Source organism: Pseudomonas sp. C9D1 (genome assembly GCF_056491235.1).
The window spans coordinates 822,186-847,845 of record NZ_JBSZIE010000002.1 but is presented as its reverse complement, the minus strand read 5'-3'; the positions used below and the strand labels follow the sequence as shown (position 1 = coordinate 847,845).

General features: G+C 67.7%; 20 protein-coding genes and 2 pseudogenes. 10 read left to right on the top strand and 12 right to left on the bottom strand.

Features of this window, described 5'->3' with window-relative positions:
• Nucleotides 1–18 precede the first annotated feature (18 nt).
• The 3 genes from ACXI0U_RS12165 to ACXI0U_RS12155 all read left to right on the top strand — a co-directional run bounded on the left by ACXI0U_RS12165 (nt 19) and on the right by ACXI0U_RS12155 (nt 2,672).
• On the top strand, nt 19–972 hold the full coding sequence (locus tag ACXI0U_RS12165) for a GlxA family transcriptional regulator (RefSeq protein WP_431484763.1): 954 nt from the start codon (nt 19–21) through the stop codon (nt 970–972).
• A gap of 204 nt (nt 973–1,176) precedes the next feature.
• Nucleotides 1,177–2,139 carry a winged helix-turn-helix domain-containing protein gene (locus ACXI0U_RS12160; protein ID WP_479550315.1) on the top strand — a complete coding sequence of 321 codons (963 nt, stop codon included), beginning with the start codon at nt 1,177–1,179 and terminating at the stop codon, nt 2,137–2,139.
• A complete protein-coding gene (locus tag ACXI0U_RS12155; RefSeq protein ID WP_479550314.1) occupies nt 2,136–2,672 on the top strand; it encodes a winged helix-turn-helix domain-containing protein in 537 nt (178 codons plus the stop codon). Before ACXI0U_RS12160 ends, ACXI0U_RS12155 begins: the two co-directional genes overlap by 4 nt.
• Nucleotides 2,673–3,012: 340 nt before the next feature.
• On the opposite strand, the gene ACXI0U_RS12150 is transcribed toward ACXI0U_RS12155, so the two are convergent.
• The 5 genes and pseudogenes from ACXI0U_RS12150 to ACXI0U_RS12130 form a co-directional block, all read right to left on the bottom strand.
• Nucleotides 3,013–3,405, bottom strand: a complete 393-nt coding sequence (locus tag ACXI0U_RS12150) for a helix-turn-helix domain-containing protein (RefSeq protein ID WP_031288907.1) — start codon at nt 3,403–3,405, stop codon at nt 3,013–3,015.
• Between the two features lie 114 nt (nt 3,406–3,519).
• A complete protein-coding gene (locus ACXI0U_RS12145; RefSeq protein ID WP_021222430.1) occupies nt 3,520–4,431 on the bottom strand; it encodes a LysR family transcriptional regulator in 912 nt (303 codons plus the stop codon).
• A 124-nt stretch (nt 4,432–4,555) separates the two neighbouring features.
• Entirely contained in the window at nt 4,556–5,419 is an 864-nt protein-coding gene (locus ACXI0U_RS12140) for a methyl-accepting chemotaxis protein (protein WP_371877166.1), read from the bottom strand.
• Nucleotides 5,414–6,166: pseudogene (locus ACXI0U_RS12135) on the bottom strand (MCP four helix bundle domain-containing protein); the annotation flags it as partial. The pseudogene ACXI0U_RS12135 and the gene ACXI0U_RS12140, both read right to left, overlap by 6 nt.
• Nucleotides 6,167–6,437: 271 nt before the next feature.
• Complete coding sequence (locus ACXI0U_RS12130; RefSeq protein WP_479550313.1) at nt 6,438–7,973, bottom strand: sensor domain-containing diguanylate cyclase; 1,536 nt, start codon at nt 7,971–7,973, stop codon at nt 6,438–6,440.
• Nucleotides 7,974–8,110: 137 nt separating this feature from the next.
• Here ACXI0U_RS12130 and ACXI0U_RS12125 point away from each other — a divergent pair, with 137 nt between their 5' ends.
• Nucleotides 8,111–9,052, top strand: a complete 942-nt coding sequence (locus ACXI0U_RS12125) for a class I SAM-dependent methyltransferase (protein WP_479550312.1) — start codon at nt 8,111–8,113, stop codon at nt 9,050–9,052.
• A gap of 86 nt (nt 9,053–9,138) precedes the next feature.
• On the opposite strand, the pseudogene ppnN reads toward ACXI0U_RS12125, so the two are convergent.
• Nucleotides 9,139–10,520 (bottom strand): annotated as a pseudogene (gene ppnN / locus ACXI0U_RS12120) (nucleotide 5'-monophosphate nucleosidase PpnN).
• Nucleotides 10,521–11,144: 624 nt separating this feature from the next.
• Between ppnN and ACXI0U_RS12115 the strand changes: the two are divergent.
• Together ACXI0U_RS12115 and ACXI0U_RS12110 are read left to right on the top strand one after the other, a co-directional pair.
• The gene (locus ACXI0U_RS12115) at nt 11,145–12,353 is read left to right on the top strand and encodes a sugar transporter (protein ID WP_271658115.1); all 1,209 of its coding nucleotides are present in this window, start codon (nt 11,145–11,147) and stop codon (nt 12,351–12,353) included.
• A gap of 95 nt (nt 12,354–12,448) precedes the next feature.
• Nucleotides 12,449–12,796, top strand: coding sequence for a hypothetical protein (locus ACXI0U_RS12110; protein ID WP_431484759.1), 348 nt, complete (start codon nt 12,449–12,451; stop codon nt 12,794–12,796).
• 433 nt (nt 12,797–13,229) lie between these two features.
• Here the strand turns inward: ACXI0U_RS12110 and ACXI0U_RS12105 are convergent, their stop codons facing one another.
• Both ACXI0U_RS12105 and ACXI0U_RS12100 read right to left on the bottom strand, forming a co-directional pair.
• Nucleotides 13,230–13,880 carry a tetratricopeptide repeat protein gene (locus ACXI0U_RS12105; RefSeq protein WP_479550311.1) on the bottom strand — a complete coding sequence of 217 codons (651 nt, stop codon included), beginning with the start codon at nt 13,878–13,880 and terminating at the stop codon, nt 13,230–13,232.
• Between the two features lie 52 nt (nt 13,881–13,932).
• On the bottom strand, nt 13,933–14,664 hold the full coding sequence (locus ACXI0U_RS12100) for a carbon-nitrogen hydrolase family protein (protein WP_479550310.1): 732 nt from the start codon (nt 14,662–14,664) through the stop codon (nt 13,933–13,935).
• A gap of 203 nt (nt 14,665–14,867) precedes the next feature.
• On the opposite strand from ACXI0U_RS12100, the gene ACXI0U_RS12095 reads away from it, so the two are divergent.
• Together ACXI0U_RS12095 and ACXI0U_RS12090 are read left to right on the top strand one after the other, a co-directional pair.
• Nucleotides 14,868–15,971 (top strand): DUF2855 family protein, encoded by a 1,104-nt coding sequence (locus tag ACXI0U_RS12095; protein ID WP_479550309.1) that lies wholly within the window; start codon nt 14,868–14,870, stop codon nt 15,969–15,971.
• A gap of 125 nt (nt 15,972–16,096) precedes the next feature.
• Nucleotides 16,097–17,290, top strand: coding sequence for a GGDEF domain-containing protein (locus ACXI0U_RS12090; protein WP_316925912.1), 1,194 nt, complete (start codon nt 16,097–16,099; stop codon nt 17,288–17,290).
• 310 nt (nt 17,291–17,600) lie between these two features.
• Here the strand turns inward: ACXI0U_RS12090 and ACXI0U_RS12085 are convergent, their stop codons facing one another.
• Complete coding sequence (locus ACXI0U_RS12085; RefSeq protein WP_316925913.1) at nt 17,601–18,854, bottom strand: OprD family porin; 1,254 nt, start codon at nt 18,852–18,854, stop codon at nt 17,601–17,603.
• 907 nt (nt 18,855–19,761) lie between these two features.
• On the opposite strand from ACXI0U_RS12085, the gene ACXI0U_RS12080 reads away from it, so the two are divergent.
• Nucleotides 19,762–20,814, top strand: coding sequence for an NAD(P)-dependent alcohol dehydrogenase (locus ACXI0U_RS12080; protein WP_021220015.1), 1,053 nt, complete (start codon nt 19,762–19,764; stop codon nt 20,812–20,814).
• Between the two features lie 180 nt (nt 20,815–20,994).
• Here ACXI0U_RS12080 and ACXI0U_RS12075 read toward each other — a convergent pair whose 3' ends face one another.
• Together ACXI0U_RS12075 and ACXI0U_RS12070 are read right to left on the bottom strand one after the other, a co-directional pair.
• Entirely contained in the window at nt 20,995–22,437 is a 1,443-nt protein-coding gene (locus ACXI0U_RS12075) for a SulP family inorganic anion transporter (RefSeq protein WP_350448388.1), read from the bottom strand.
• Between the two features lie 451 nt (nt 22,438–22,888).
• A complete protein-coding gene (locus ACXI0U_RS12070; protein WP_479550308.1) occupies nt 22,889–23,506 on the bottom strand; it encodes an NAD(P)H-dependent oxidoreductase in 618 nt (205 codons plus the stop codon).
• 95 nt (nt 23,507–23,601) lie between these two features.
• On the opposite strand from ACXI0U_RS12070, the gene ACXI0U_RS12065 reads away from it, so the two are divergent.
• The gene (locus tag ACXI0U_RS12065; protein ID WP_431484754.1) at nt 23,602–24,225 is read left to right on the top strand and encodes a TetR/AcrR family transcriptional regulator; all 624 of its coding nucleotides are present in this window, start codon (nt 23,602–23,604) and stop codon (nt 24,223–24,225) included.
• Here the strand turns inward: ACXI0U_RS12065 and ACXI0U_RS12060 are convergent, their stop codons facing one another.
• The gene (locus tag ACXI0U_RS12060; protein ID WP_479550307.1) at nt 24,226–25,638 is read right to left on the bottom strand and encodes an MFS transporter; all 1,413 of its coding nucleotides are present in this window, start codon (nt 25,636–25,638) and stop codon (nt 24,226–24,228) included.
• Nucleotides 25,639–25,660: the final 22 nt, after the last annotated feature.

The window sequence follows — 25,660 nt, the reverse complement described above, 5'->3', positions numbered from 1 at the left end:
GAACGACCCTGCCGCTGCATGAAGACCGTTGCCATCCTGCTATTCCCCGACCTGCTGATGCTCGATGTGGCCGGCCCCATGGATGTGTTTTCCATCGCCAACCGCTACCTGCCGCCGCAAGAGGCCTATCGCATCGTCACCCTGGCCGCCGGCGAGCGCACGGTGCGCGCCTCCAACGGCCTGGCCATGCAGGCCGACCTGCTGATAGAGGACGCCGAGCCGACCTATGACCTGTTGCTGGTGCCCGGTGGCCCGGGTGCCTACAACGACCGCCAGGATGAGGCCGTGCTCACCTGGCTTGGCCGGGCCGCCGAGGCGTCGCGGCGCTATGGCTCGATCTGCACCGGTGCCTTCATCCTCGGCGAGGCCGGGTTACTCGAAGGCCGCCGCGTCACCACCCACTGGCACTACATCGAGCGCCTGGCCGCGCGCTGTCCGGGCGCCGAGATCGAGACCGACCAGATCTACATCCGCGACGGCAAGCTGTTCACCTCCGGCGGCGTCACCGCCGGCATCGACCTGGCCCTGGGCGTGGTCGCCGAGGACCATGGCCGCAAGCTGGCCCTGGACGTGGCCAAGGTGCTGCTGGTGGTGATGCAGCGCCAGGGCGGCCAGGCGCAATTCAGCCCGCTGGCGGCCGGCGTGGTGGGAGGTGATTCGCCCATTGCGCGCGTGCAGAACCACGTGCTGGAGCACCTGGACGAGCCCTTCAGCATCGAGCGCATGGCCACCCTGGTGGCCATGAGCCCCCGGCACTTCTCCCGGGTGTTCGCCCGCGAGGTGAAGATGACGCCCATGGAGTTCCTCCAGGGCGCGCGCCTCGACCGCGCCCGCCACCTGCTGGAAACCGGCGACCTGCCCCTGAAGACCGTGGCTTATCGCAGCGGTTTCGGCAGCGTGCGGCACATGAGTTTCCTCTTCGCCGAAAAGCTTGGCCTCAGCCCTGCACAGTATCGCCGCCAGTTCAGTTGACCCCGGGGTGCCGGGCCAAGGGCCTCGCCGGGGCCCGTGTCCGTCCTGGGCATCGCCTTGGCCGTTCTTATCCTCCCGTTGCCGTTGTCCTGTCGCATCAGGCTGGGATGATGGGAAGCATTCTCGAAAGGAGGGTGCACGGGCCCGGATCGGGGCCTTGCAGGCAGTTCGCAGGGTGCCCGCCGGTTGCCGGCATACAGTGACATGCACGACATCAGCACCACCCTGGATGAGCGGGTCCTGCGCTTCGGCGCGTTCCGCTTTCACGTTCAGCAGCGCCTGCTGCTCGAAGACGGCCAGCCGCTGCGCCTGGGCAGCCGAGCCCTGGACATCCTCCAGCTGTTGCTGGAGAACGCCGGCCACCTGGTCGGCAAGGACTGCATCATCGCCCGCGTCTGGCCGACCACTGTGGTGGAGGAAACCAACCTGCGGGTGCACATCGCCGCCCTGCGCCGCGCCCTTGGCGATGGTCGCGACGGGCGCCGCTTCATCGCCAATGTGCCGCAGCGCGGCTACAGCTTCGTCGCCGAGGTCGCCTGTGAAGGCAGTGTCTCGACCCCGGCGGCGCTACCGGCACACAACCTGCCCATACGGCTGACCCGTATCGAGGGGCGCGATGCCGTGGTCGGCACGCTGGTGAGCCAGTTGCCGGCGCGGCGCTTCTTCACCCTGGTGGGCCCCGGCGGCATGGGCAAGACCACCGTGGCCCTGCGCGTCGCCGAGTTGCTGCTGGAGCACTACGCGGACGGCGTGCACTTCATCGACCTGGCCGCCTGCGGGCCCGAAGGCGTGGCCGCTGCGGTGGCCACGGTGCTTGGCCTGGCGCCGGCCAACGGCGAGCCCCTCGCCGCCCTCGGCTGCCAACTGCGGCAGCGCCACGCGCTGCTGGTGCTGGACAACTGCGAGCACGTCATCGATGCCAGCGCGCTGCTTGCCGAAGGCCTGCTGCGCCGTGCGCCGCGCCTGGCGATCCTGGCCACCAGCCGCGAACCCTTGCTGGCCGAAGGCGAGTGCATCCAGCGCCTGGCGGGGTTGCCGGTGCCGCCACCACCGGGCGACTGCGGCGTGGACGAGGCGCTGGGCTGTGCGGCCATCCGCCTGTTCGTCGCCTGCGCCCGTGCGCGCCAGGACGGCTTCCGCCTGCGCCCCGGGACGTGCCGCTGGTGAGCGACATCTGCCGTCGCCTCGACGGCCTGCCCCTGGCCATCGAACTGGCGGCGGCCCAGGTGGATGGCCTGGGCCTCGAAGGCCTGCAACGGCTGCTCGATGGCCAGTTCCAGCTGTTGGCCCAGGGGCGTCGCACCGCAGCGGCCCGGCATCAGAGCCTGCGGGCGAACCTGGATTGGAGCTACGATCTGCTCTCTGCCCTGGAGCGTGTCGTGCTGCAACGCCTGGCGCTGTTCAAGCAGGCCTTCACCTTCGAAAGCGCCGTTCGCGTCATCGGCTGCGAGCGCCTCAGCGAGACACGGCTGTACGAGGCCATCAGCCATCTGGTGGCGAAATCCCTGCTGCTGGCGGAGCCGGAGGAGGAGCAGGTGTGCTACCGCCTGCTGGAAACCACCCGCGCCTACGCCCTGGACAAGTTGCACAGCGGCGGCGAGCTGCTGGAACTGCACCCCCCGCGTGCCCCCGAATGGCGCCAGGCGCTGCTGCTGCCCAGCCTCTGGCGCGGCGCACCGATGCCGGTAGTGCCCCATTGAGTCTGCAGGTTGAGCGAACCCTGCAGCGAGGCCGAACTTCGCACCGTTGGGCCTTGCTGCGCTTGGCGCCAACCTACGGCGCCGTGCCCCACCCGAACCACGGTGCCGACCGGTGTGTAGGGTGGATGACGCTCTTTTCATCCACCGAGCGATGCCGCCAGGGGCACCGTGTCAGGACAGCCCTGCGGCCTGCTTGGCGACTGAAGTCGCCCCTACATGGGTCGCGAGCCAGCCCGTAGGTCGAGCACGTAGGGCGGGTGAAACCCGCGGTGCATGGGCTGCGTCGCTGTCGGGTTGCACCCGACCTACATGAGGCACCAAGGGAACGAACTCATTGGGATCACTCGCCGATCAGCCGCCAGCTCATCGGGTTGACCCCTTCGGCGCGGGTGAAGAGGCGGGAGAAGTGGGCCTGGTCGTAGAAGCCGCATTCGAGGCCGATGCGGGTGAGGCTGAGGTCGGAGGTGCGGATCAGCTCCTTGGCGCGGGCCAGGCGTTGCTGGCGCAGCCAGTCCTGGGGCGTCATGCCGGTGCTGCACTTGAAGGCGCGGGCGAAGTGGCTGCGGGAGAGGGCGCAGGCCTCGGCCAGGCGGGCGACGGGGATGCCCTCGGCGAGGTGGTCGAGGAGCATCTGCTTGGCCAGGCGCTCGCGCCAGGGGGCGAGGCCGCCGGAAGTTCCGGCATCGACGGGCTGTTCGTGCTCGCAGGTGCTGTCGTGGTGGAGGCTGGCCATGGCGTTCATCCCGGTTCGCGGTGGCTGGCCCGTGGCCTGGTGGGGCCACGGGAGGATCACCGGGATTGTTCGGGGCGCCGCCCTGGGGCGCGAGTTAAACGTTGTTAATTCGCCTCAGAGCCCGTCTTCGCTCATGAACCGCACGATCTGCGTGCGCAGCCAGCGCTCGGCGGTGTCGTTGTCCTGGGCACCGCGCCAGGCCATCGTCAGCTTGGCCGGGACTATCTCGAAAGGTGGTGGCTCGGCGCGCAGGCCGCCACCGGCCACCAGTTCGCTGGCGGCGTAGTCGGGCACGGTGGCGATCAGCTCGGAGTTGGCCAGCAGCGCGCGCAGGCCGTTGAACTGCGGCACGGCCAGGGTCACGCGGCGCGAACGGCCGATGCGCGCCAGGTCCTGGTCGATGTTGCCGCACAGGTCGCCGGAGAAGGAGATCAGCGCGTGGGGACGGCTGCAGTAGTCGTCCAGGGTCAGCGGCTCGGGGCGCTTGTCGGCGCGCAGCACCATGGTCTGGATGCGCCGCAGGGTGCGGCACTTGGCGTTGGCCGGCAGCTCGGTGGTGTAGCTGACACCAACGGAAATCTCCCCCGAGGCCAGCAGGCTTGGCATCAGCAGGAAGTTGGCGCGGCGCACCACCAGCACGATGTTCGGCGCCACCTCGCGCAGGTGGTTGAGCAGCGGCGGCAGCAGGCCGCACTCGACGTCGTCGGAAAGGCCGATGCGGAACACCAGGTTGCTGGTGGCCGGGTCGAACTCGTGGGCGTGGCTTAGGGCGTTGGACATGGCGTCCAGTGCCGGGCGCAGCTGCTGGAGGATCTCCACCGCGCGGGTGGTGGGCTCCATGGCGCGGCCGCTGCGCACGAACAGCGGGTCGTTGAAATAGTCACGCAGGCGCGACAGGGCGGCGCTGATCGCCGGCTGGCCGAGGAACAGCTTCTCGGCGGTGCGGGTCAGGTTGCGTTCATGCATCAGCGTCTCGAAGACGATCAGCATGTTGAGATCGACGCGGCGCATTTCGCTGCGGTTCATGCGTGGGTTCCTTTATCCGTGCAGAGGGGCAGCGGGCCGTCAGCCTTGCACAACGGCCGGCGGCCGGCTTGTACGCATGTGCGCTTGTGCAGCGCCTGCGCGAGGGGGCGCGCAGGCGCTGCGATCACACGCGGAAGCGCGCCACCAGGCCATTGAGGTCAATGGCCAGGCGCGACAGCTCCTGGCTGGCGGAGCTGGTCTGGTGGGCGCCGGCGGCGGTCTGCTGGGCCAGGTCGCGGATGTTCACCAGGTTGCGGTCCACCTCGCGGGCCACCTGGGCCTGCTCCTCGGAGGCGCTGGCGATCACCAGGTTGCGCTCGCTGATGTGGCTGATGGCTTCGGTGATGGTGTCCAGCGCCTGGCCGGCGGCACGGGCCATTTCCAGGGTGGCGCGGGCGCGCTGGCTGCTGTTCTGCATGGCATCCACCGCCTGGTTGGTGCCCTGCTGGATGCCGCCGATCATCTGCTCGATCTCCTGGGTCGACTGCTGGGTGCGGTGGGCGAGGGCGCGCACCTCGTCGGCGACCACGGCGAAGCCCCGGCCGGCGTCACCGGCGCGGGCGGCCTCGATGGCTGCGTTGAGGGCCAGCAGGTTGGTCTGCTCGGCGATGGCGCGTATCACGTCCAGAACCTTGCTGATGCCCTGCACCTTGCCGGCCAGCTCTTCCACCTGGCTGGAGGTCTGGCCGACGTCACGGGCCAGGTCGCTGATGGAGTCCACCGTGCGGTTGACCTGATCCTGGCCTCCGCGGGCGGTGCGGTCGGATTCCCGCGAGGCCTCGGAGGTGGCGACGGCGTTGCGCGCCACTTCGTCCACGGCGGTGGTCATCTCGTTGACTGCGGTGGCGGCCTGCTCGATCTCCTGGTTCTGCTGGTGCAGGCCACGGCTGGAGTCTTCGGTCACCGCGTTGAGTTCCTCGGCGGCGGAGGCCAACTGGTCGGAGGAGCGGGCGATGTGCTCGATGGTGGTCTTCAGGCTCTGCTGCATGGTGCGCAGGGAGCCGAGCAGCAGGGCCGGTTCGTCGCTGCCGTGCACCTCGATGCGCTCGGTGAGGTTACCGGAGGCCACGCTGTCGGCCACCTTCATCGCCTCGTCCAGCGGGGTGACGATGCTGCGGGTGAGGATCAGGGCGAGCACGCCGGTGAGCAGGGCGGCGAGGATCATCACCGCGCTGACCACCAGCACCGCGCTGTCGTACTGGTCGATGGCGTGCTGCTCTGTCTCGGCGGCGTTGCGCTGGTTGATCTTCATCAGGGTTTCCAGCTGCACGCCCAGCTCGTCGGAGTACTTCTTGTACTCGCCGCCCAGCAGCGTGCGGAGCTCGTCGAGCTTGTCGGCATCGGAGAGCCGCACCAGTTGGTCGTTGACCCGGTAGTAGCCCTCCAGCACCGACTTGAAGCGGTTGTACTGGGCCAGCTCCTCGCCGTCGTCCACCAGCTTCTCGTAGTCGCCCTGGGCCTTGTGCAGCTGGCCGGTGAGCTCTGCCTGGCGCTGGTTGGTGGCGCGCAGCAGCGCCGGCTCGCGGTCCACCAGGATGCGGAAGGAGACGATGCGCAGGCGCAGCATCTTCTCGTTGATCGTGCCCAGTGCCGCGTAGCTGGGCATGCTGTTTTCGCTGAGCATCACGGTGGAGGCGCGGATGCCTTTCATCTGGTGCAGGGCGAACAGCCCGAGCAGGATCACCAGCAGCGCAACCACGGAGAAGCTGAAGATGGCGCGCGGCGCGATCTTCATACGGCGTAAAAGCATGGGGACGACTCCCGATTTGTTATGGATCGTTTTGGGGTAGCCAGTTGCAGACACGGCGCCGGCCCTGGGCTTAAGCGAAGCGCGTACCAGGCTATCGGCAGGGGCTGTGGGAAGCTGAAGGGTGAGGTGTGAGGTTGTTTACGGATGGGGGTGGCGTCTGGACGGTGTGATGCAGGGGGAGGGGGGGGTAGGGGCGACTTCAGTCGCCCACGTGGGCGAATTCATTCGCGAATGACCTTCACCGTGACGCCCCGGATCAGCCGGCCCCGTCCACAGGCGGATGCACCCGGTCACGCCCGGCGGCCTTGGCGCTATAGAGTGCTTCGTCGGCGGCGCGCAGCAGGTGGCTGTCCGGGGTGTTGTCGTTGGGGACGGGGATGTAGGCGTAGATGCCGGCACTGAGGGTGACCAGCCCCAGGTCGCTGCCTTCGTGGCGGATGCCCAGCTCGCGCACGGCGAGGCGCACCTGTTCGGCGACAGCGCGGGTTTCCGCCTCGCTGGTGTTGGGCAGCAGCAGGGTCATCTCTTCGCCGCCATAGCGGGCAGCCAGGTCGCCGGCACGGCGGGCGAAGCTGCCCACCACCTGGGCGACGGCTCTGATGCACTGGTCACCGGCGGGGTGGCCGTAGCGGTCGTTGTAGCGCTTGAAGTGGTCGATATCGAGCATGACGATGCCCAGCGGCGCGCCCTGGCGTCGTGCGCGGTTGGCTTCGATGGGCAATACGGCGTCGAGGCGGCGTCGGTTGGCCAGGCCGGTGAGGCCATCGACCATGGCCAGTTGTTCGAGGGCGTCGTGGGCCAGGCGCAGCTCCTCTTCGGCCAGGGCGCCGGATTCGATGCGGCGTATCAGCGCCTGGGCGAACAGCGCCAGGCCGACGATCATCGCCACCACCACCATGGCCGAGCGCGCCACCTGGTCCAGCCAGGGCGCGGTGATGGAGCGGGTGGCGATACCGGTTTCCACCACCAGCGGGTAGTCCGCCAACTGGCGGTAGCTGAACAGCCGCTCCATGCCGTCCACCTGGCCATGAAAGATCGCCGCGCCCGCCGGCGCCTCGCGCAGCAGCTCGCTGAACACCAGCCCCTTGGCAAGGCTGGCGCCGATGGATTCGGGGAGGAAGGGGCGGCGCACCAATAGGGTGCCGTCCTGCAGGGCGAGGATGATGATGCCCGAGTCGCCGACGTCGAAGCTGTCGTAGAAGCGCACGAAGTAATCCACCTTGAGCGTGGCCAGGGCGACGCCGGCGAAGCTGCCGTCAGGGTTGTCGATGCGCCGTGACACCGGGATGACCAGGTCGCCGGTGGAGCGGCTGCTGATCACCTTGCCGATGTACAGGTCGTTGTCTGCGTGTTCGCGGTGATGGATGAAGTACTCGCGGTCGGCGTTGTTGGCGCCGGGGGGGACGTGGTCCTTGTCGGTCACCAGCCAGTTGCCGTCCTTGTCGTAGATGAACAGGCCGTGTAACTGGGGCAGGTAGCGCTGCTGGCGCTTCATCAGGCCGCGCATGCGCTCCACCTGGAGCTTGTCGATGCCGTCCCATTCCACCCGTTCGATCAGCCCCACCAGCAGCGCGTCGGCCTGGCGTACCGCGTCGCGGGCATGCTGGGCGGCAGCGCTGGCGACGTTGGTGGCGTTGACCTCGGCGCGGCGGAACTCTTGCTGGTGGGCCTTCCATACCTGCCAGCTCTCCATGGCCAGGATCGCCACGATCACCAGCGCGGTGAAGCCGAACGCCAGGCGGCGTGCCTGGATATGGCCCTGGGGGTTCTCCATGGGGGGCGGCCTGTTCATGGCTGTCGGGCTCGACGATTACGCAGGGACGTCATGGTTATGACCATGGTCGCGGGAAAACCTCCGAAGAGTCGGGACACAGGCAGCCTAGCAGCGCTGCGGTTAGAATGCCGCGCCTCTGAACCAGGACTCCCTTCATGACCCCCGCCGCCCTCGACACCCTCCGCCTCCAGCTGACTGCCGCCCTGGGCGACCTGCCCACCGAGACCCGCCGCCTGTTCCACGGCCGTGGCCGGCGCTGGCCGGGGCTGGAGCATCTGGTGGTGGATTGGCTGGAGGGCGTGGTGCAGGTGGCGCTGTTCCGCGAACCGGAGGACGAGGCCCTGGCCGCGCTGAAGGCGATGCTCGCCGAGCTGGTGGCCAGCGACGCCTGGCGTGCCGCACCGGTGCGCAGCCTGCTGCTGCAGCGGCGCTACCTGCCGGGCAGCGAGACCGAGCTGCTGTGGGGCGAGGCGGTGGCGCAATGGAGCATGCACGAGGACGGGCTGGCTTACCGCCTGGACCTGATGCGCAACCAGAACATCGGCCTGTTCCTCGACATGCGCTACGGCCGCCGCTGGGTGCGCGAGCAGGCCGCCGGCAAGCGCGTGCTCAACCTGTTCGCCTACACCTGCGGCTTTTCCGTGGCCGCCATCGCTGGCGGCGCCGCGGCGGTGGTCAACCTGGACATGGCCCGCGCCGCGCTGAGCCGGGGCCGCGACAACCACCGGCTGAACGGCCACGACCTGACCCAGGTGATGTTCCTCGGCCACGAGCTGTTCAAGTCCTGGGGCAAGGTGAAGAAATGCGGGCCCTATGACCTGGTGATCATCGACCCGCCGTCGTTCCAGAAGGGCAGCTTCGAGCTGGACCGCGACTACCGCAAGATCCTCCGCCGCCTGCCGGAGCTGCTGGCCGAGGGCGGCCAGGTGCTGGCCTGCGTCAACGACCCGGCCACGGGGGCGGATTTCATCGTCCGCACCATGGCCGAGGAAGCGCCGGGGCTGGCCTTCCGCGAGCGCCTGGCCAACCCGCCGGAATTCGAGGACGTGGACCCGGAAGGCGGGCTCAAGGCCCTGGTGTTTACCCAGGGCGTGTAAGGCGTAGCCCGGACTTCAGCCCGGGAAGGCAGGGAATGCGGGATGCAGGGGCCGTCCCTGCACCCCTGCCTGGCTCCGCTGGCGGCTCAGTGGCCGCTTTCCACCACCCGGTAGCAGGGCACGTAGGCCGCGCCGCCGGGGAGCTTCATGCGGTGTTGCTCGACGAAGGCCTGGAGCAGACGGTCCAGCGGCTGCATCACTTGCGCGTCGCCGTGGATCTCGTAGGGGCCGTGTTCCTCGATCAGGCGGATGCCCTTGTCCTTGACGTTGCCGGCGACGATGCCGGAGAACGCGCGGCGCAAGTTGGCGGCCAGCTCGTGGGGCGGCAGCGAGCGGCTGAGCTGCAGGCTGGCCATGTTGGCGTGGGTGGGGTCGAAGGGGCGCTGGAAGCCTTCGTCGATCTTCAGTAGCCAGTTGAAGTGGAAGGCGTCGTTGCGCTCGCGGCGGAAGCGCTTCACCTCCTTCAGGCCCTGGGCCATCTGTCGGGCCACTTCGGCCGGGTCGTTGATGATGATCTGGTAGCGCTTCTGCGCCTCCTCGCCCAGGGTGGCGCCGACGAAGGCGTGCAGTTGCTGCAGGTAGGGCTCGGCGCTGCGCGGGCCGGTGAGGATGACGGGAAGGGCAGCTCGAGGTTGTCCGGGTGCATGAGGATGCCCAGCAGGTAGAGGAACTCCTCCGCCGTGCCCACGCCACCGGGGAAGATGATGATGCCGTGGCCGACGCGGACGAAGGCCTCCAGGCGCTTCTCGATGTCCGGCAGGATCACCAGCTCGTTGACGATGGGGTTGGGCGCTTCGGCGGCGATGATGCCCGGCTCGGTCAGGCCCAGGTAGCGGCCGCCGACGATGCGCTGCTTGGCGTGGCTGATGGTGGCGCCCTTCATCGGCCCCTTCATCACGCCCGGGCCGCAGCCGGTGCACACGTCCAGGCTGCGCAGGCCCAGCTCGTGGCCGACGCGCTTGGTGTACTTGTATTCCTCGGTGCTGATGGAGTGGCCGCCCCAGCACACGACGATCTTCGGCTCCACGCCCGGGCGCAGGGTGCGGGCGTTGCGCAGCAGGTGGAAGACGTAGTCGGTGATGCCCTGGGAGCTCTCCAGGTCGATGCGCAGGCTGTCCAGCTCGCTGGCGGCGTAGACGATGTCGCGCAGGGCGCTGAACAGCATTTCGCGGGTGCTGGCGATCATCTCGCCGTCGACGAAGGCATCGGCCGGGGCGTTGAGCAGTTCCAGGCGCACGCCGCGGTCCTGCTGGTGGATGCGCACCTCGAAGTCCTTGTAGGCGTCGAGGATGGTCTTGGCGTTATCGATCTGCGCGCCGGTGTTGAGGATGGCCAGGGCGCACTGGCGGAACAGCGTGTAGATGCTGCCGGAACCGGCTTCGCTCAGTTGCTGCACTTCGCGTTGGGAGAGGGTTTCCAGGCTGCCTTTGGGGCTTACTTCGGCGTTGACCACGTGTCTCGGGGGCATTCTCTATTCCATGAAAAGCGATGTCGGGCGGGCCGCTCGGCCCCCCGCATCGGGGTGATGAGCGCCGGGCGCGGATTCTGGCGTGGCACCGGCAGTCGTGTGACGCGCCGGGGGTGTGCTTCAGGCACTGTCGATCGGCGCACCGCAATCAGGTGGGTTCACGTAGATAGCGGGAACCCTTGGGCTCTGACAAGCATTTTGTGCGATCTGCTCCATGAGGAATGGGCACAATCAATGCCGTCGGGTTGCACCCGACCTACGGGGGCGCCGTACCTGTAGGGGCGAATTCATTCGCCCAGCAGACCGCAGGTCTGCCCCCGCTCAATGTCACAGGCCACCTCGTCGTGGGAGCGAATTCATTCGCGATAGATGCCGTGCCGGGCCCGCGGTTGAAACCGCTCCCACACTCGCCGGCCCACTCCGGCGACCCACCGGTCATTCGCCGTGGTGCGAGGGGCGATGGGGGCGTAGAATCGCCGCTTCCAGGCCGTACCCCCTCCCATTCCAAGAACAAACCCTGCCGCAGCCGTCCGCCCCGTGCCTTGCTCCCCGGGTGGCCCCTGGCATGCGCGGTGGAGGCGCATCGACCCTGTCCCGACCCCAGCCTCAGCCCCGGAACAGCCCTTGAGCCCTGAACGCCCCACCCTCGACCCGACACCCGAACCCCGCGCCGGCAGCTGGCTGAGCGTGATCGCCCTGGCCCTGGCCGCCTTCATCTTCAACACCACCGAGTTCGTCCCGGTGGGCCTGCTCAGCGACATCGGCCGCAGCTTCGAGATGCCCACCGCCCAGGTCGGCCTGATGCTGACCCTCTACGCCTGGGTGGTGACCCTGGCCTCGCTGCCGCTGATGCTGCTCACGCGCAATATCGAGCGGCGCACGCTGCTGGTGTGCGTCTTCCTGCTGTTCATCGTCAGCCACCTGCTCTCCAGCGTGGCCTGGAGCTTCGGCGTGCTGATGCTCAGCCGCATCGGCATCGCCTTCGCCCATGCGGTGTTCTGGTCCATCACCGCGTCGCTGGCGGTGCGCGTGGCGCCGCCGGGCAAGCAGGCCAAGGCCCTGGGGCTGCTGGCCACCGGCACCATCATGGCGATGGTCCTGGGCATTCCCCTCGGTCGCGTGGTGGGCGAGGCCCTGGGCTGGCGCACCACCTTCCTCGCCATCGCCGGGCTGGCGGTGCTCACGGCGCTGTGCCTGGCGCGCACCCTGCCGCTGTTGCCGAGCCAGAACTCCGGCTCCCTGCGCAGCCTGCCGATGCTGCTCAAGCGCCCGCCGCTGGTGGCGCTCTACGTGCTCACCGTGCTGGTGATCACCGCACAGTTCACCGCCTACAGCTACGTCGAGCCCTTCTCCCGGGACGTGGCCGGCATGAGCGGGCAGATGACCACCCTGTTGCTGTTGCTCTCCGGCGGCGCCGGCATCTTCGGCTCGGTGCTTTTCAGTCGCTACAGCGACCGCTTCCCCCGGGGGCTGCTGCTGGTGGCGGTCAGTACCCTGGCGGCGAGCCTGCTGCTGCTCCTGCCGCTGGCCCAGCACCATGGCTGGCTGCTGGGCATGAGCATGCTCTGGGGCATGGCGATCATGTGCTTCGGCCTGGCCCAGCAATCCAGCGTGCTGCGCCTGGCGTCCGACGCCACGGACGTGGCCATGGCGCTGTTCTCCGGGCTGTACAACGTCGGCATCGGCGGTGGTGCGCTGCTGGGCAGCCTGGTCAGCCAGCACATCGCCCTGCAGCAGGTGGGCAATGCCGGTGCGGTGCTCGCCGTGACGGGTCTGGTGCTGGCGCTGTTCGCCTGCTGGAAGTTCGCCGATGCCTTGCGGGGTGGGCGCTGAGCAGAAGGGGACCGGCTTCACGGCAACGGCGGGCGGCGCTTGCTAACGTGGCGCCGCTGGCACTCCGCCACCCACCCCACCGAGAAGGATTTCCCATGGCGCTCCGTTCCCTGCTGCTGATCGGCTCCCTGCTGCTGCCCGTCGCTGTGCAAGCGACCACCCTCGACGCGGATCAGTCGCGCTACCGGGGCGCGGTGTCCTGCATCGACCGACTGTTCTACGACGGCGGCTATGACGTTGGCGATGCCAAGCGCGAGGCGCTGATCACCGAATTCCTCGCCCACTACCAGCTGCCCGCCTATGACGAGGCCCGCTACGCCGCCGGCGAAGGCGCGGACATCGACCGGGACGCCTACATGGCGGGCTACATGCTGTGTGACGAGGATGTGGACTACGTCGACAAGCTCGGTGCCAAGCACGGCAAGCACCTGCCCAGCGAGTAAGGCGGAAGGCAGACGCGGTCTGCGTTAAGTGTGGCTGGGAGATTCGAACTCGGTTGATTGCCGAGTTCTGCTGATGCTTCTGGTTTCGCCCACCCGGGCGAGTCCCTTTTGACAATCGCCTCAAAAGGAACCAAAAGGGCTTGCCCCATCATCCGGCCCCGGCTTCGCCGAGGTTCCCTCACTCCATCGCCGCTCCGGGGGCCGGCGCGAAGGGCCATCCATGGCCAGTCGCGCCTCTCACGGCATCCATGCCGTTCGTCCCCCTACGCAACGACTGCGTTCGGCCTCCTGGAGGGGCGTTGGCGGCTGCTCCAGCTTTCTTCGCCCAACGCATCACGACGTGGTGCGCACGGACTTTCGTAGGATGGCGTAGAGCGAAGCGAAACCCATGCTGTGGGCGTAGAACGGTGGGCTCGGGAGTGGCGAGGCCGCCTCAATCGGCCGGCTTGGCCTCATCCAGCGTCTTCCTGATGCTCGCGCCGAGCTGGAGGGCGTTGCTGCAGGCGGGGTCTTCCTCGCCGTGCTTGCAGGACTTCTCCAGCACCTCCAGGGCCTTTGGCAGGTCCTTCTTCACGCCGATGCCGCGAGACAGGTACATGCCGAGCATGGTGCAGGCCCAGGGGTCGTCCTGGTCGCAGGCGCGGGTGAAGCTGCGGGCGGCACAGGCTTGCACGCGCTCGTTCTGCATGTCGGCGCGGTACAGCCCGGCGGCGTGGTTGGTGCAGCCGGAGGCGGCGCCCAGCTTGCAGGCGCGCTGGTACAGGGGTTCGAAGCCGGCGGGGTCGCCGCCGAGTTGCTGCAGGGTCACGGCCGTGCGCAGGCAGGAGTAGGCGTCCCCGGCGGTGCAGAGCGTGAGGCAGCCATCCAGCTGGTCGGCGGTATTGCAGTCATAGGCGTTGATTTCCAGTGCCCGGCGAGCGGGCATCAGGTCGGCCGGGCATTGTTCGGCCTCCTGGGTCCATTGCGCGTTGGCGCGGACCTGGGCGTCGATGCGTTCGACGATCTGCGCGTCCTCCTCGGCCACGGCGGTTTGCAGCAGCGAAAGTGAAACGGCGGCGAGAAGCATCAGCGTCCTGATGACCATGGGAATTCCTTTGCGTGAAAAGAGGGTTGTTGCACGCCCCGCAGTGGGGGCGTCAGGGACCGGGAATCAGCTCGACGCGTTCGCTTTCCAGGTCCAGCAGCACCAGGCCTTCCTGTCCGTCGGGGAGGGTGCCGAGGCAGTCGCCCTGGCGGTTCCAGGCGGCGGATTGGCCGGTGGTGAGGAAGTCTTCCACCGGGCCGATGCTATTGCTCATCAGCAGCGGCATGCCATGGCGGCGGGCCATGGCGGGGTAGTGCTGTTGCCCGGCGGCGATGCCGTTGGCCGATTTGGCGACACTGACCAGATAGAAGTCGGCACCCGCCGCGACGGCCTCGTCGGCGTGCTCGGGGAGCATGGATTCGTAGCAGATGGCCGGCGCCAGGTTGTGCTCGCCGAGGCGGATCAGCGCCTGGCCTTCGCCGGGGCTGAACCAGGGCAGCTCGTCGGCGTGCAGGTGCTGCTTGCAGTAGAGGCCGCGGGGCTGGTGGGCCTGGAAGATGACCATGCCGATGCGCGGCAGCGGCACGCCGGTCACCGGCAGGCCGGCGCAGATGATGATGCCGTGCATGTCGGCGAGGTGCTGCAGGGCGTCGAGGCGTGGGTCGTCGGGCGTGGTGGCCAGGCCCTGGGCCAGGGACGGCGCGTAGTGGGTCAGCGAGAGCTCGGGAAACAGGATCAAGGCGGCGCCCTGTTCCACCGCCCGCTGGATGAACGCGCAGTGCTTGCCGATATTGCCTTCGATGTCGCCCGTGATCGACGACAGTTGCGCGGCGCAAAGCTTCACGTGGTGTGCTCCTGCAGATGAGGGCGCCATGCTAAATCGCCGTGGCAGCCCCACGCCAGAGCCTTTTCGAAGGGTGGCCCATGCACCTGTACCGCGTGCACGTCATTCAGCGGCTGATTGATCCATGGCGGCATCTGGACGCGCTTCCGGCGCCTTTCTAGACTGGCTTTCCGCTGGCCGCCCACCCCACAAGGAATCGCCCCATGAGCACCTATCAGGAACTGCGGATCAACCGCACGCAGCTGGATGATTGCCAGTCCCACCGTCGCGAGCTGGCCGTCGAGCTGGATGAGGGACAGGTGCTGCTGGGCGTCGAGCGCTTCGCCTTCACCGCCAACAACATCAGCTATGCGGCGCTGGGCGATGCCATGGGTTACTGGCGCTTCTTCCCCACGGTGGAGGGCCAGGGGCTGATCCCGGTCTGGGGCTTCGCCGTGGTGCTGCAGTCGCGCTGCGAGGGTGTCGCCGAGGGTGAGCGCTTCTACGGTTACTACCCCATGGCCAGCCATGTGGTGATGGAGCCGGGGCGCGTCGATGCCCAGGGCTTCACCGACACCATCGCCCATCGCCAGGGCCTGCCGGCCATCTACAACCACTACCTGAACTGCGCCACCGACCCGCTTTACAGCGACGACAGCGAGGCCCCGCAGATGCTCCTGCGGCCGCTGTTCACCACGGCCTTCCTGCTCGACGAGTTCGTCGCCGGCAACCAGGCCTTCGGCGCGCGCCAGGTGATCATCACCAGTGCCTCGTCCAAGACCGCCATCAGCCTGGCCTACCTGCTCAGCCGGCACCGTGCCGAGCGTGGCCAGGACTACGAGGTGATCGGCCTGTCCTCGACGGCCAACCGCGCCTTCGCCGCCGGGCTGGGTTGCTATGACCGGGTGCTGGAATACGGCGAGGTGGAATCCTTGGCCGGTGATGTGCCGTCGATGGTCATCGACCTGGCGGGCAACAGCCAGCTGCTCGCTCACCTGCACGGCCATCTGCAGGCGGCGCTGCGCTACAGCTGCCAGGTCGGCGCCTCCCACTGGGACCAGCGCCAGGCACTGCCGAATGGCCTGCCCGGGCCGAAACCGGTGTTCTTCTTCGCCCCCAACGAGGGCAAGCGCCTGCACCAGTTGTGGGGATCGGAGGCCTTCGCCCGCACGCTCGCCGAGCGCTGGCAGGCCTTCAACGGCTTCGCCCGCTCGTGGCTGATCTTCGAGTACGGCCACGGCGCCGAGGTGGTGCGCGAGCGTTACCTGGCGGCCTTGCAGGGGCAACTGGAGCCGCAAGTGGGTGTGGTGCTTTCCCTGGCCGAGTGAGCCGCGGGGCAGGGCGCGCGGTGAGGGCGGAATGATTCTCGTCCCAGTAGACGCGGCCCGCGCGCCTGCTTAGACTGGCCAACTGCTATGACCGCCGCCCCGGCGGCATCCCAGGCAAAGCGCCCATGACCCTTCCCGAGTCCCCGACAGTACCGGCCCGGCACCGCCGAGGGCGCATTCCCGACGTGTTGCAGCCGGCGTTCCGCGCCTATGTGCTGGAGCACCACCGGGGCTTCCTGCTGGCGATCAACTTCATCGCGATGATCGCCTACGACTCATACGTGCTGGCCGACGCGGTGCTGATCCCGGACATGGCCATGGAGTCGCTGGTCACCCGTGGCCTGCTCAGCCTGCTCGGGCTGCTGAATATCTTCCTGGTGTTCCGCTACAGCCGCAGCGTGTTGCTGATGGACATGCTCATGCCGCTGCATGACATCGTCTCCACCGTCGCCTGGTTCGAGCTGCTCAAGCGCAGCGACTCGCCCGATGTGGCCACCTTCCTCTATGCCTCGGTGGTGTTCATCGTGCTGGGCAACCTGGGGGTGCGCTACTCGTTCCGGGGCATCCTGGCCTGCTCGCTGGTCATCTCCGGGGTGATCCTCTACAACGTCGCGCTGCTCCATCCCGGCGATACCAAGGCACTGCTGATCTTCACCCTGGTCTACCTGCCGGTGCTGGTCTTCAGCCTGTTCATCAGCTGGACCAATATCCGTGGCGTGCGCCAGGCCTTCCTCGCCGACCAGGAGGGCCGCCGCCAGCGCGCCGAACTGGCCACGCTGAACAGCCGCCTGCACGAACTGGCCAGCACCGATGCGCTCACCGGCGTGGGCAACCGCCGCGCCTTCGATCGCGTGCTGGAGGAGTACTGGTACCAGATGAGCCTGCACGGCCGGCCCTTCGCGCTGCTGTTGGCGGACATCGACTACTTCAAGCCCTACAACGACCACTACGGCCACCTCGCCGGCGACCGCTGCCTGCGCGAGGTGGTGGACAGCCTGGTGCACACCCTGCGCGACGGCCAGGCGAAGGTCTTCCGCTATGGCGGCGAGGAATTCGTCGTGCTGTTGCAGGTGAGCTGCCAGGCCGAGCTGGAGCACATCACCGAGCGCCTGCGGGTGCAGGTGGCGGGCCTGGACATGGAGCACCTGCACCGCCCCGATGGCCTGCGCCACCACACCATCAGCCTGGGCGCCTCGCTCTCCAGCGGCGAGGGCCTGGTCCAGGCCCAGGACCTGCTGGCGCGCTGCGACCAGCTGCTCTACCAGGCCAAGCAGGAAGGCCGCAACCGTGCCTGCCTGGCGGCCATGACGCTCTGCTGAGCGGGTTAGGCAATGCCCGGGTGAAGCAGCGCTGTGTTGGGCCTCGCTGCGCTCGGCGCCAACCTACGGGTACCGGGGCACGATCCCGTAGGAGCGAGCCCTGCTCGCGAAGCGCTTGCGGGAATCTGTAGGAGCGAATTCATTGGCGATGGAATAACCGGCCACCCGCAGCCTTGTGCCGGCGGCGAGTCTTTCGTGGCTGAAGCCGCTCCTACGGGGAACGCCTGAGCGAGGCCGGACATTGCTGCCCTCGGCGCCGCCAGGGCGACGAGGGCGAGCGCGCCGGATTGCCCGGCGCACATGCGGGTGATCAGAGGATGCTGATCGGGTACTCGACGAAGGCGCGGATTTCGTTCAGGTCCGGGCCCACGTTGTTGTCGGCGCGGTAGATCGAGTTGCGCAGCTTGAGGGACAGGTCCTTGGCCGGGCCGTCCTGCACCACGTACTTGAACTGGTTGAACAGCTCGCGCTCGGTGCCGTCGCTCTCGCCGCCAGCCTCGATGTTGCTGCCGCGTACGTAGGCGACCTTGTAGCTCAGGCCGGGTACGCCGTAGGTGGCGAAGTCCAGCTCGTAGCTCGCCTGCCAGGAGCGCTCGTTCTTCAGGTTGAAGTCGGAGTAGTAGGAGTTGGCTACGTATATGGTGCTGCCGCCGTCGCCGTAGTCGTACGCATAGCCGGCGTCACCGGTGTTGCGCTGGTGAGCGATGATGAACGCGTGGGCGCCGACGCTGTATTTGGCGGCCAGGCTCCACAGGGTGTTCTTGTCGTTGTTGCCGTCACCGCCGAAGTCCAGCGCGGCATCGGAGTTGTCGTCGTAGTCGGTGCGGTAGATGTTGAAGTCGAAGTTCAGGGCCTGTTCCGCGTTGAACGGAATCGTGTAGTTCACATTGCCGTAGTACTTCTTGAAGGTGTCTTCGACATCGGAGTGGTACAGGGCCACGGACAGCGCATCGTTGACGACGTAGCTGCCGCCGATCACATCGATGCTCTTCAGGCGATTGGGGTCGCGTGCCGGGTCGCCCATGGGGCTGTCGGCGGTGAAGCGGCCGACGTTCAGTTCCAGGCCTTCGATTTCCTTGCTGGTCACCAGGGTGCCGGTGAAAGCTTGCGGCAGCAGGCGGCTGTCGTCATAGGCGAGCACGGGCAGGGAGGGGAACTGGTTGCCGTACTTGAGCACGGTGTTGGAGAAGCGCAGCTTCACCGCGCCGCCGGCTTCGGAGAGGTCATCCACCGGGTGGCCGTCGCTGTCGGTGTCGAAGAAGGCGCTGTAGTTACGGCCCCGGCCGCTGTCCAGCTTGATGCCGAGCAGGCCGTACGCGTCCACGCCGAAACCGATGGTGCCCTGGGTGAAACCGGACTCGAAGGTACCGATGAAGCCCTGGCCCCAGACCTTGGCGTCGTTGGTTTTGTCCTTGTAGTCACGGTTGAAATAGGCGTTGCGCAGCAGGACCTTGAGGCTGGCGTCTTCGACGAAGCCCTTGGCGTCGGACTGCTCGCTGGCGTGGGCCTGGGCGATGCTCAGGGCCAACAGCGTGCAGGCGGCTATATAGTTTCGGTTATGCATGGATGCTCCCAGATATTGGTTTTTTTGATGGCTTGGAGTCGGCAGGAAGAGACCGCTTATTCAATTGCCGATCGACCGGGAAACTGTAGATTCCCAACCGTGACAGTGCGAACTAATTGTTGCTTATAAGGTCCGCAGAATAAGTGGCGGGTAACAGTTAACACGCGCGCGCAAGTAATCCGTAACTGATGAGGTTGATGATTAATATCAATGAAATTAATAGTTTGCGATTGGGTGTGGCGCGTATTCTGGCGGCGATGAATACCTCAGGGCGCTGCTCCAGTTCGTTGTCGGAGTGGCGCCTTGCTCCAGTTCATCATCCTTTGGTTTATTTGCCGCTTCTCTTGAAGCGGCTTTTTTTTTGGCCGCGATTTATAGGCGCGAGAAGAGGATTGCTGCACTCGCCAAGTTGCACTGTTGGAGTATCGGGCAATGGGTTAAATATCGGTTCGAGCGAAACGCGTGCAATGCATCTTACATATATAAGTCTGGGCAGTTGATTGCTCATTCACTTCCGCCCTATGCGTCATGGCGCCGCACAAGCTAACCGCATGGCCAGGTTTTTCGCCGCCTGGCGGGCAGGGTGGGTCGACTCCCCGGAGAGCCGGTCCGGCGCTTCACAAACCTCGTATCAGGGCCTGGCAGAGGTCTCGCCGGGCTAATGCCCCATCATCGACACGGCGAATGGCCAAGCGCCTCGTTGCAGTATCAGGCAATGCGTCGAGCGCTCTGGAATGCACCTTTCAAGGCGTTCGACGATTGGCAGGAATGGGCAATCACGCCGGAGTAGTCGGCTACCGGACAGACCCCGTCGACGCTTAATCTTCGCTCCTGGCCGGATTCCGGGCCCGCCTATCCCATCGAAGGCCGACGCGTCGGCTGATCCTCAACCCCTGGAGTACTGCAAATGTTCACAATCGGTTATGCCGCGCAAACCGCCGCTGCACCGCTCGCGCCCTTCAAGTTCGAGCGCCGCGAACTGCGCCCCAACGACGTGGCGATGGAAATCCTCTACTGCGGCGTTTGCCACTCCGACCTGCACCAGGCCCGCAACGACTGGGGCTTCAGCCTGTATCCCATCGTGCCCGGCCACGAGATCATCGGCCGGGTCATCGAAGTGGGCTCGGCGGTGACGCGCCACAAGGTCGGCGACAACGTCGCGGTGGGCTGCATGGTCGACTCCTGCATGCAGTGCGACCAGTGCCGCAAGGGCGAGGAGCAGCTGTGCCGCGAGCGCAACACCCAGACCTACAACAGCCGTGACCGCATCACCAAGGAAGTCACCCTGGGCGGCTACTCCAAGCACCTGGTGGTGCGCGAGGAGTTCGTCCTGCGCGTGCCGGAAGGCCTCGACCTGGCCAAGGCGGCGCCGCTGCTCTGTGCCGGCATCACCAGCTACTCGCCGCTGCGCACCTGGAACGTCGGCCCCGGCAGCCGCGTGGGCGTGATCGGCCTCGGCGGCCTCGGCCACATGGCGGTCAAGCTCGCCGTCGGCCTGGGTGCCGAAGTCACCGTGCTCAGTCGCAGCGCCGACAAGGCCGATGACGCCAAGGCCCTGGGCGCCGACCGCCTGCTGGTGTCCTCCGACAAGAAGGCGATGACCGCCGCGCAGTCCAGCTTCGACCTGATCATCGACACCGTGCCCTCGCGCCACGACGTCTCGCCCTACATGTCGCTGCTGGATATCGACGGCACCCTGGTGATAGTCGGGCAGATCGGCCCCATCGACGAACAGCTGACCATCCCCTTCGTCCTCGGCCGCCGTCGCCTTGCCGGCTCGCCCATCGGCGGCATCGCCGAGACCCAGGAGATGCTCGACTTCTGCGCCCGCAAGAACATCCTCCCGGACTGCGAAATGATCCGCATGGACCAGATCAACGAAGCCTTCGAGCGCATGGAGAAATCCGATGTGCGCTACCGCTTCGTGATCGACATGGCCTCGCTGTCCGAAGCGGGTTGATCGACGCAGGGGCCTGAGCCGCCAGGCCCAGGCACAGAAAAATGCCCGGCCATCGCATCAGCGGTGGCCGGGCATTTTCATAGGTGGGACCACCGGGTTTCGCGGTCAGAACAGGTGCGCGCTGCGGCTACCCCGAGCGGTCTCGATGCCTGCACCTTTGTCTCGGGAAGAAACCAGCCCTCAGTGCTGCACACCCGCCCGCTTGAGCAACTGCTTGCAACGCTCGGACAGGTGCACCACGCGCAGGTGCTTGCCGGCCTTGGTGTAGCGCTCGCGCAGGGTCATCAGCGCGGTGAGGGCCGAGTAGTCGACGAAGCTCAAATGGCGGCAGTCCAGGGTCACCTGGGCCGGGTCGCCCGCCGGGTCGAACTGGGCGAGGAAGGGCGTGGTGGAGGCGAAGAACAGCGTGCCGTGCACCTGGTACAGCTTGCTGCCGTCGGCTTCCAGGTGGCTGTCGGCGTAGAGCTCGCGGGCGTGCTGCCAGGCGAAGTTGATGGCGGCGATGACGATGCCCAGCATCACCGCGGTGGCCAGGTCGGTGAACACGGTGATCACGGTCACCGCGATGATCACCAGCATGTCGTTGACCGGCACCTTGTGCAGGACCCGCAGCGAGGCCCAGGCGAAGGTCTGCTGCGACACCACGAACATCACGCCCACCAGCGCGGCCAGGGGGATGCGCTCGATCAGCGGCGAGAGGAACAGCACGAAGAGCAGGATCATGCCCCCGGCCACCACGCCGGAGAGGCGGCCACGGCCGCCGGAGCTGAGGTTGATCACGGTCTGGCCGATCATCGCGCAGCCGCCCATGCCGCCGAACAGGCCCGAGGCCATGTTCGCCGCGCCCAGGGCCACGCACTCGCGGTCCGGGTAGCCCCGGCTCTCGGTGATCTCGTCGGTGAGGTTCAGGGTCAGCAGGGTTTCCAGCAGCCCGACCATCGCCATCAGCAGCGCATAGGGGGCGATGATGCGTAGCGTCTCCAGGCTCCACGGTACCTCGGGCAGCGCAAAGGCCGGCAGGCCGCCGGCGATATGCGCCATGTCGCCCAGGGTACGGGTGGGCAGGCCGATGAAGTACACCAGCAGGCCGACGCCAAGGATGGCCGCCAGGGCCGGCGGGATGGCGCGGGTCAGGCGCGGCAGCAGGTAGACGATGGCCATGGTCAGCGCCACCAGGCCGAGCATGGTCGCCAGGGGCATGCCCGACAGCCAGGTCTCGCCGGCCTTGAAGTGCTCCAACTGGGCCAGGGCGATGATGATCGCCAGGCCGTTGACGAAGCCCAGCATCACCGGGTGCGGCACCATGCGCACCAGCTTGCCCAGGCGCAGCAACCCGAAGGCCATCATGATCACCCCGCCCAGCAGCACCGTGGCCAGCAGGTACTGCACGCCGTGCTGAACCACCAGCGCCACGATCACCACCGCCATCGACCCGGCTGCGCCGGACACCATGCCCGGCCGCCCGCCGAACAGCGCCGTCAGGGTGCAGATGATGATCGCGCCATACAGACCCATCAGCGGATTGAGCTGCGCCACCAGGGCAAAGGCGATGCACTCGGGCACCAGGGCGAAAGAAGTCGTCAGGCCGGCCAGGACGTCGGCGCGAATGCGGGCTGGTTTCATGGATTACCGGAGGAGGGCGGGACAAGGGAAGGGGCGGCGGATTCTACGGAAACTCCCCTGCCCGGACCAGTTGCCCCGGTCGGCTGGCCCAACCCGGACCTCCACCTCGCTGCCCATCTCGTGGGAGCGAATTCATTCGCGATGGAATACCCGGCCGCTCGCAGCTGGGTGCCGGCGGCGAGTCTTTCGCGGCTGAAGCCGCTCCCACAGGGAGAGGCCGCCGCGAGACCGGACATGGCGGTGTTGGGCCTCGCTGCGCTCGGCGCCAACCTACGGCACCTTGCCCAATCCGGGCACGGTACCAACCGGTGTGTAGGGTGGATGACGCTCTTTTCATCCACCAGCGGTGCCATATGGAGCCCCGAAGCTGGGGCAGTCCTGCGGACTGCTTGGCGACTGAAGTCGCCCCTACAGTCGCCTCGACAGGTGGGGGCCGCCTTGGGGGAGGGCTTCATGCCTCCACGGGGCGGGCTGCGGGTGCCTGGGCGAACAGCGATTGGCCGAGGCTGCGGGCTGCCCGAAGGTAGTCGCCCGGGTCGCGGCTTTCCGATTCCAGCAGCAGTTCGGAGCTGAGCACCTGGGCCCCGCAGTAGTCGAAGATGCCGTGGTCGATCTGCGCCTTCATCGCTTCCAGGTAGCCGTGGCGTTCATAGGTGCCGGCATCGGCGCCGCCGACCCCGATCAGGTGCACCTTGAGGTGGCCGAGCTTCTTCTCGAAGCGCTGGTCGAGGACGAAGTCGAAGGCCCAGCCGTTGCTGAACACCCGGTCGATCCAGCCCTTGAGCAGGCCCGGCATCGACCACCAGTACACCGGGTAGACCAGCACCAGGGCATCGGCGCCGTCGATGCGTGCCTGCTCGGCGAGCACATCCGCCGGGGGTGTGGCCTGGTGGCGGTGCACGGCGTGGTCGGCGGTGTTGAAGCGGGGGTCGAAGCCTTCCTGGAAGAGGTCGGCGGTTTCACTGCCGTGGCCCGGCGCGGACTCGGCCACGCCTCGGGCGACTTCGGCGGCGATGGCGTGGGTGAGCGACTCGGGGTCGTGATGGGCGACAACGATAAGGGCGTGCATGTCGGTGGCTCCTGTGGCTCGATTGCGGGAGAGCTGAAAGCGCTTATATACTTTCAGTAAGTTACGATTGGTAAGTTACTTTTGGTAGGTTTCCCATGTCAAGCGATGAGAAGCAACAGGATTCCGCCGCGCAGCCGCGCCGTCGGTTGTCCCGCGAGGAACGGCAGAAACAACTGCTGGAAGCGGCCTGGCGCCTGGTGCGGGAGGAGGGCAGCGATGCGCTGACCCTGGGCCGCCTGGCCGAGCTGGCGGGTGTGACCAAGCCGGTGGTGTACGACCACTTCGGCACGCGGCAGGGCTTGCTGGCGGTGCTCTACCAGGATTTCGACGCGCGCCAGACGGCGGTCATGGATGCGGCACTGGACACCGCCGAGCCAACGCTCGAGGGCATCGCCCGGGTCATCGCCTCGTCCTACGTCGCCTGTGTGCTGCAGCAGGGGCGCGAGATCCCCGGGGTCACCGCGGCGCTGGCCGGCTCGCCGGAGCTGGAGCGCATCAAGCGTGAATACGAGGCGATCTTCCTCGCCAAGTGCCGCGCAGTGCTGAGCCCGTTCACCGGGCAGGGCGGCCTCGGCGCCCCTGGGTTGCGGGCCATGCTCGGCGCGGCGGAGGCGCTGTCCCACGCCGCCGCCGCCGAGGAAATCACCCCCGCCCAGGCCGAGGAAGAACTCTTCGCCACCATCGTCGCGCTGGTGCAGCGCAGCCAGCGGGCGGGTTGATCAAGTCGCGCGGCGCGGCCGGTCGGCGAGGGCGAGTAGCAGTGCGATGAGCACCAGACCCAGGGCGACGAGGAAGGTGCCGCGCATGCCGGCAGCGATGGCCTCGGGCGCCGCACGGGTGATGTCGTCGCTCGCCGCGCCCAAGGCGAACACCGCGCCCAGGGCCGAGGCACCGGTGACCAGCCCCAGGTTGCGCGACAGGTTGAGCAGGCCCGACACCAGGCCGCGCCGCTGTGCCGGCACCTCCGCCATCACCCGGGTGTTGTTGGCCGCCTGGAACAGTGCATAGCCCGCCGTCAGCCCGGCCAGCGGCACGATATAGCCGAGCACGCCCAGGCGCGTCGGCAGCAGCGGCAGGGCCAGGGTGGCCAGCGCCATGCCCAGCAGGCCGATGCGCACCATGGGCGCGGCGCCGAGGCGGTCCACCAGGCGCCCGGCGGGCACGCCCATCAGCGCCGACACCAGCGGCCCGCAGGACATGGCCAGCCCCACCTGGGCCGGCGCCAGATGCAGCGCGCCGGAGAGGTAGAAGGGCCCCACCACCAGGGTCGCCATCAGCACGCTGGTGACCAGCGCCCCCATGGCCAGCCCGGCGCGCAGCTGCGGGTCGCGGAACATCGCCAGGTGCAGCAGCGGTGAGGCGACGCGCCGTTCCACGCGGATGAACAGCGCCAGGCCCAGGCCCGCTGCCAGCAGCAGGGCGCCGTTGAGCGAGCCGAAGTGGCCGTGGCCCAGGGTCAGCCCCAGGGCATAGGCGGCCAGGGTCAGGGCCAGCAGCAGGGTGCCGGGGATGTCGAAGCGGGCGCCACCGTCGTTCACCCGGTCGCGCGGCAGGTGGCGGTGGGCGAGGGCGAAGGCCAGCAGGCCCAGGGGCAGGCCGACCAGAAACAGCGCCCGCCAGCCGGGCCCGGCCAGCAGCAGCCCGCCGAGGGAGGGGCCCAGCGCGGTGCCGATGGCCGACAGGGTGCCGAGCAGGCCCATGGCGCTGCCGGTCTTCTCGCGTGGCACCGTCTCGCCGATCAGGGCCATCGCCAGGGTCATCATCATCGCCGCACCCAGGCCCTGCAGCGCGCGGGCGCCGATCAGCCAGCCGAGGGACGGCGCCAGGCCGCACAGGGTGGAGGCGCCACTGAACAGCAGCAGGCCCGCCAGCAGCAGGCGACGGCGCCCCAGCAGGTCGCCGAGGCGGCCCGCACCCACGCTCAGTGTGGTGATGGCCAGCAGGTAGGCCAGCACCACCCACTGCACGTTCTGGAAGTGGGCGCCGAAGGCTTCGGCCAGGGTCGGCAGGCCGACGTTGGCGATGCTGGTGCCCAGGGAGGCGAGCAGGGTGGCCAGGGCAAGGCTGGCCAATGCCCATTTCGAGCCGCTCGCCTGTTCGGTGGTCGCTGGGTTGGCTGTGGGGGTCTGCATGGCGGGGCTCCGTGGGGTGGGT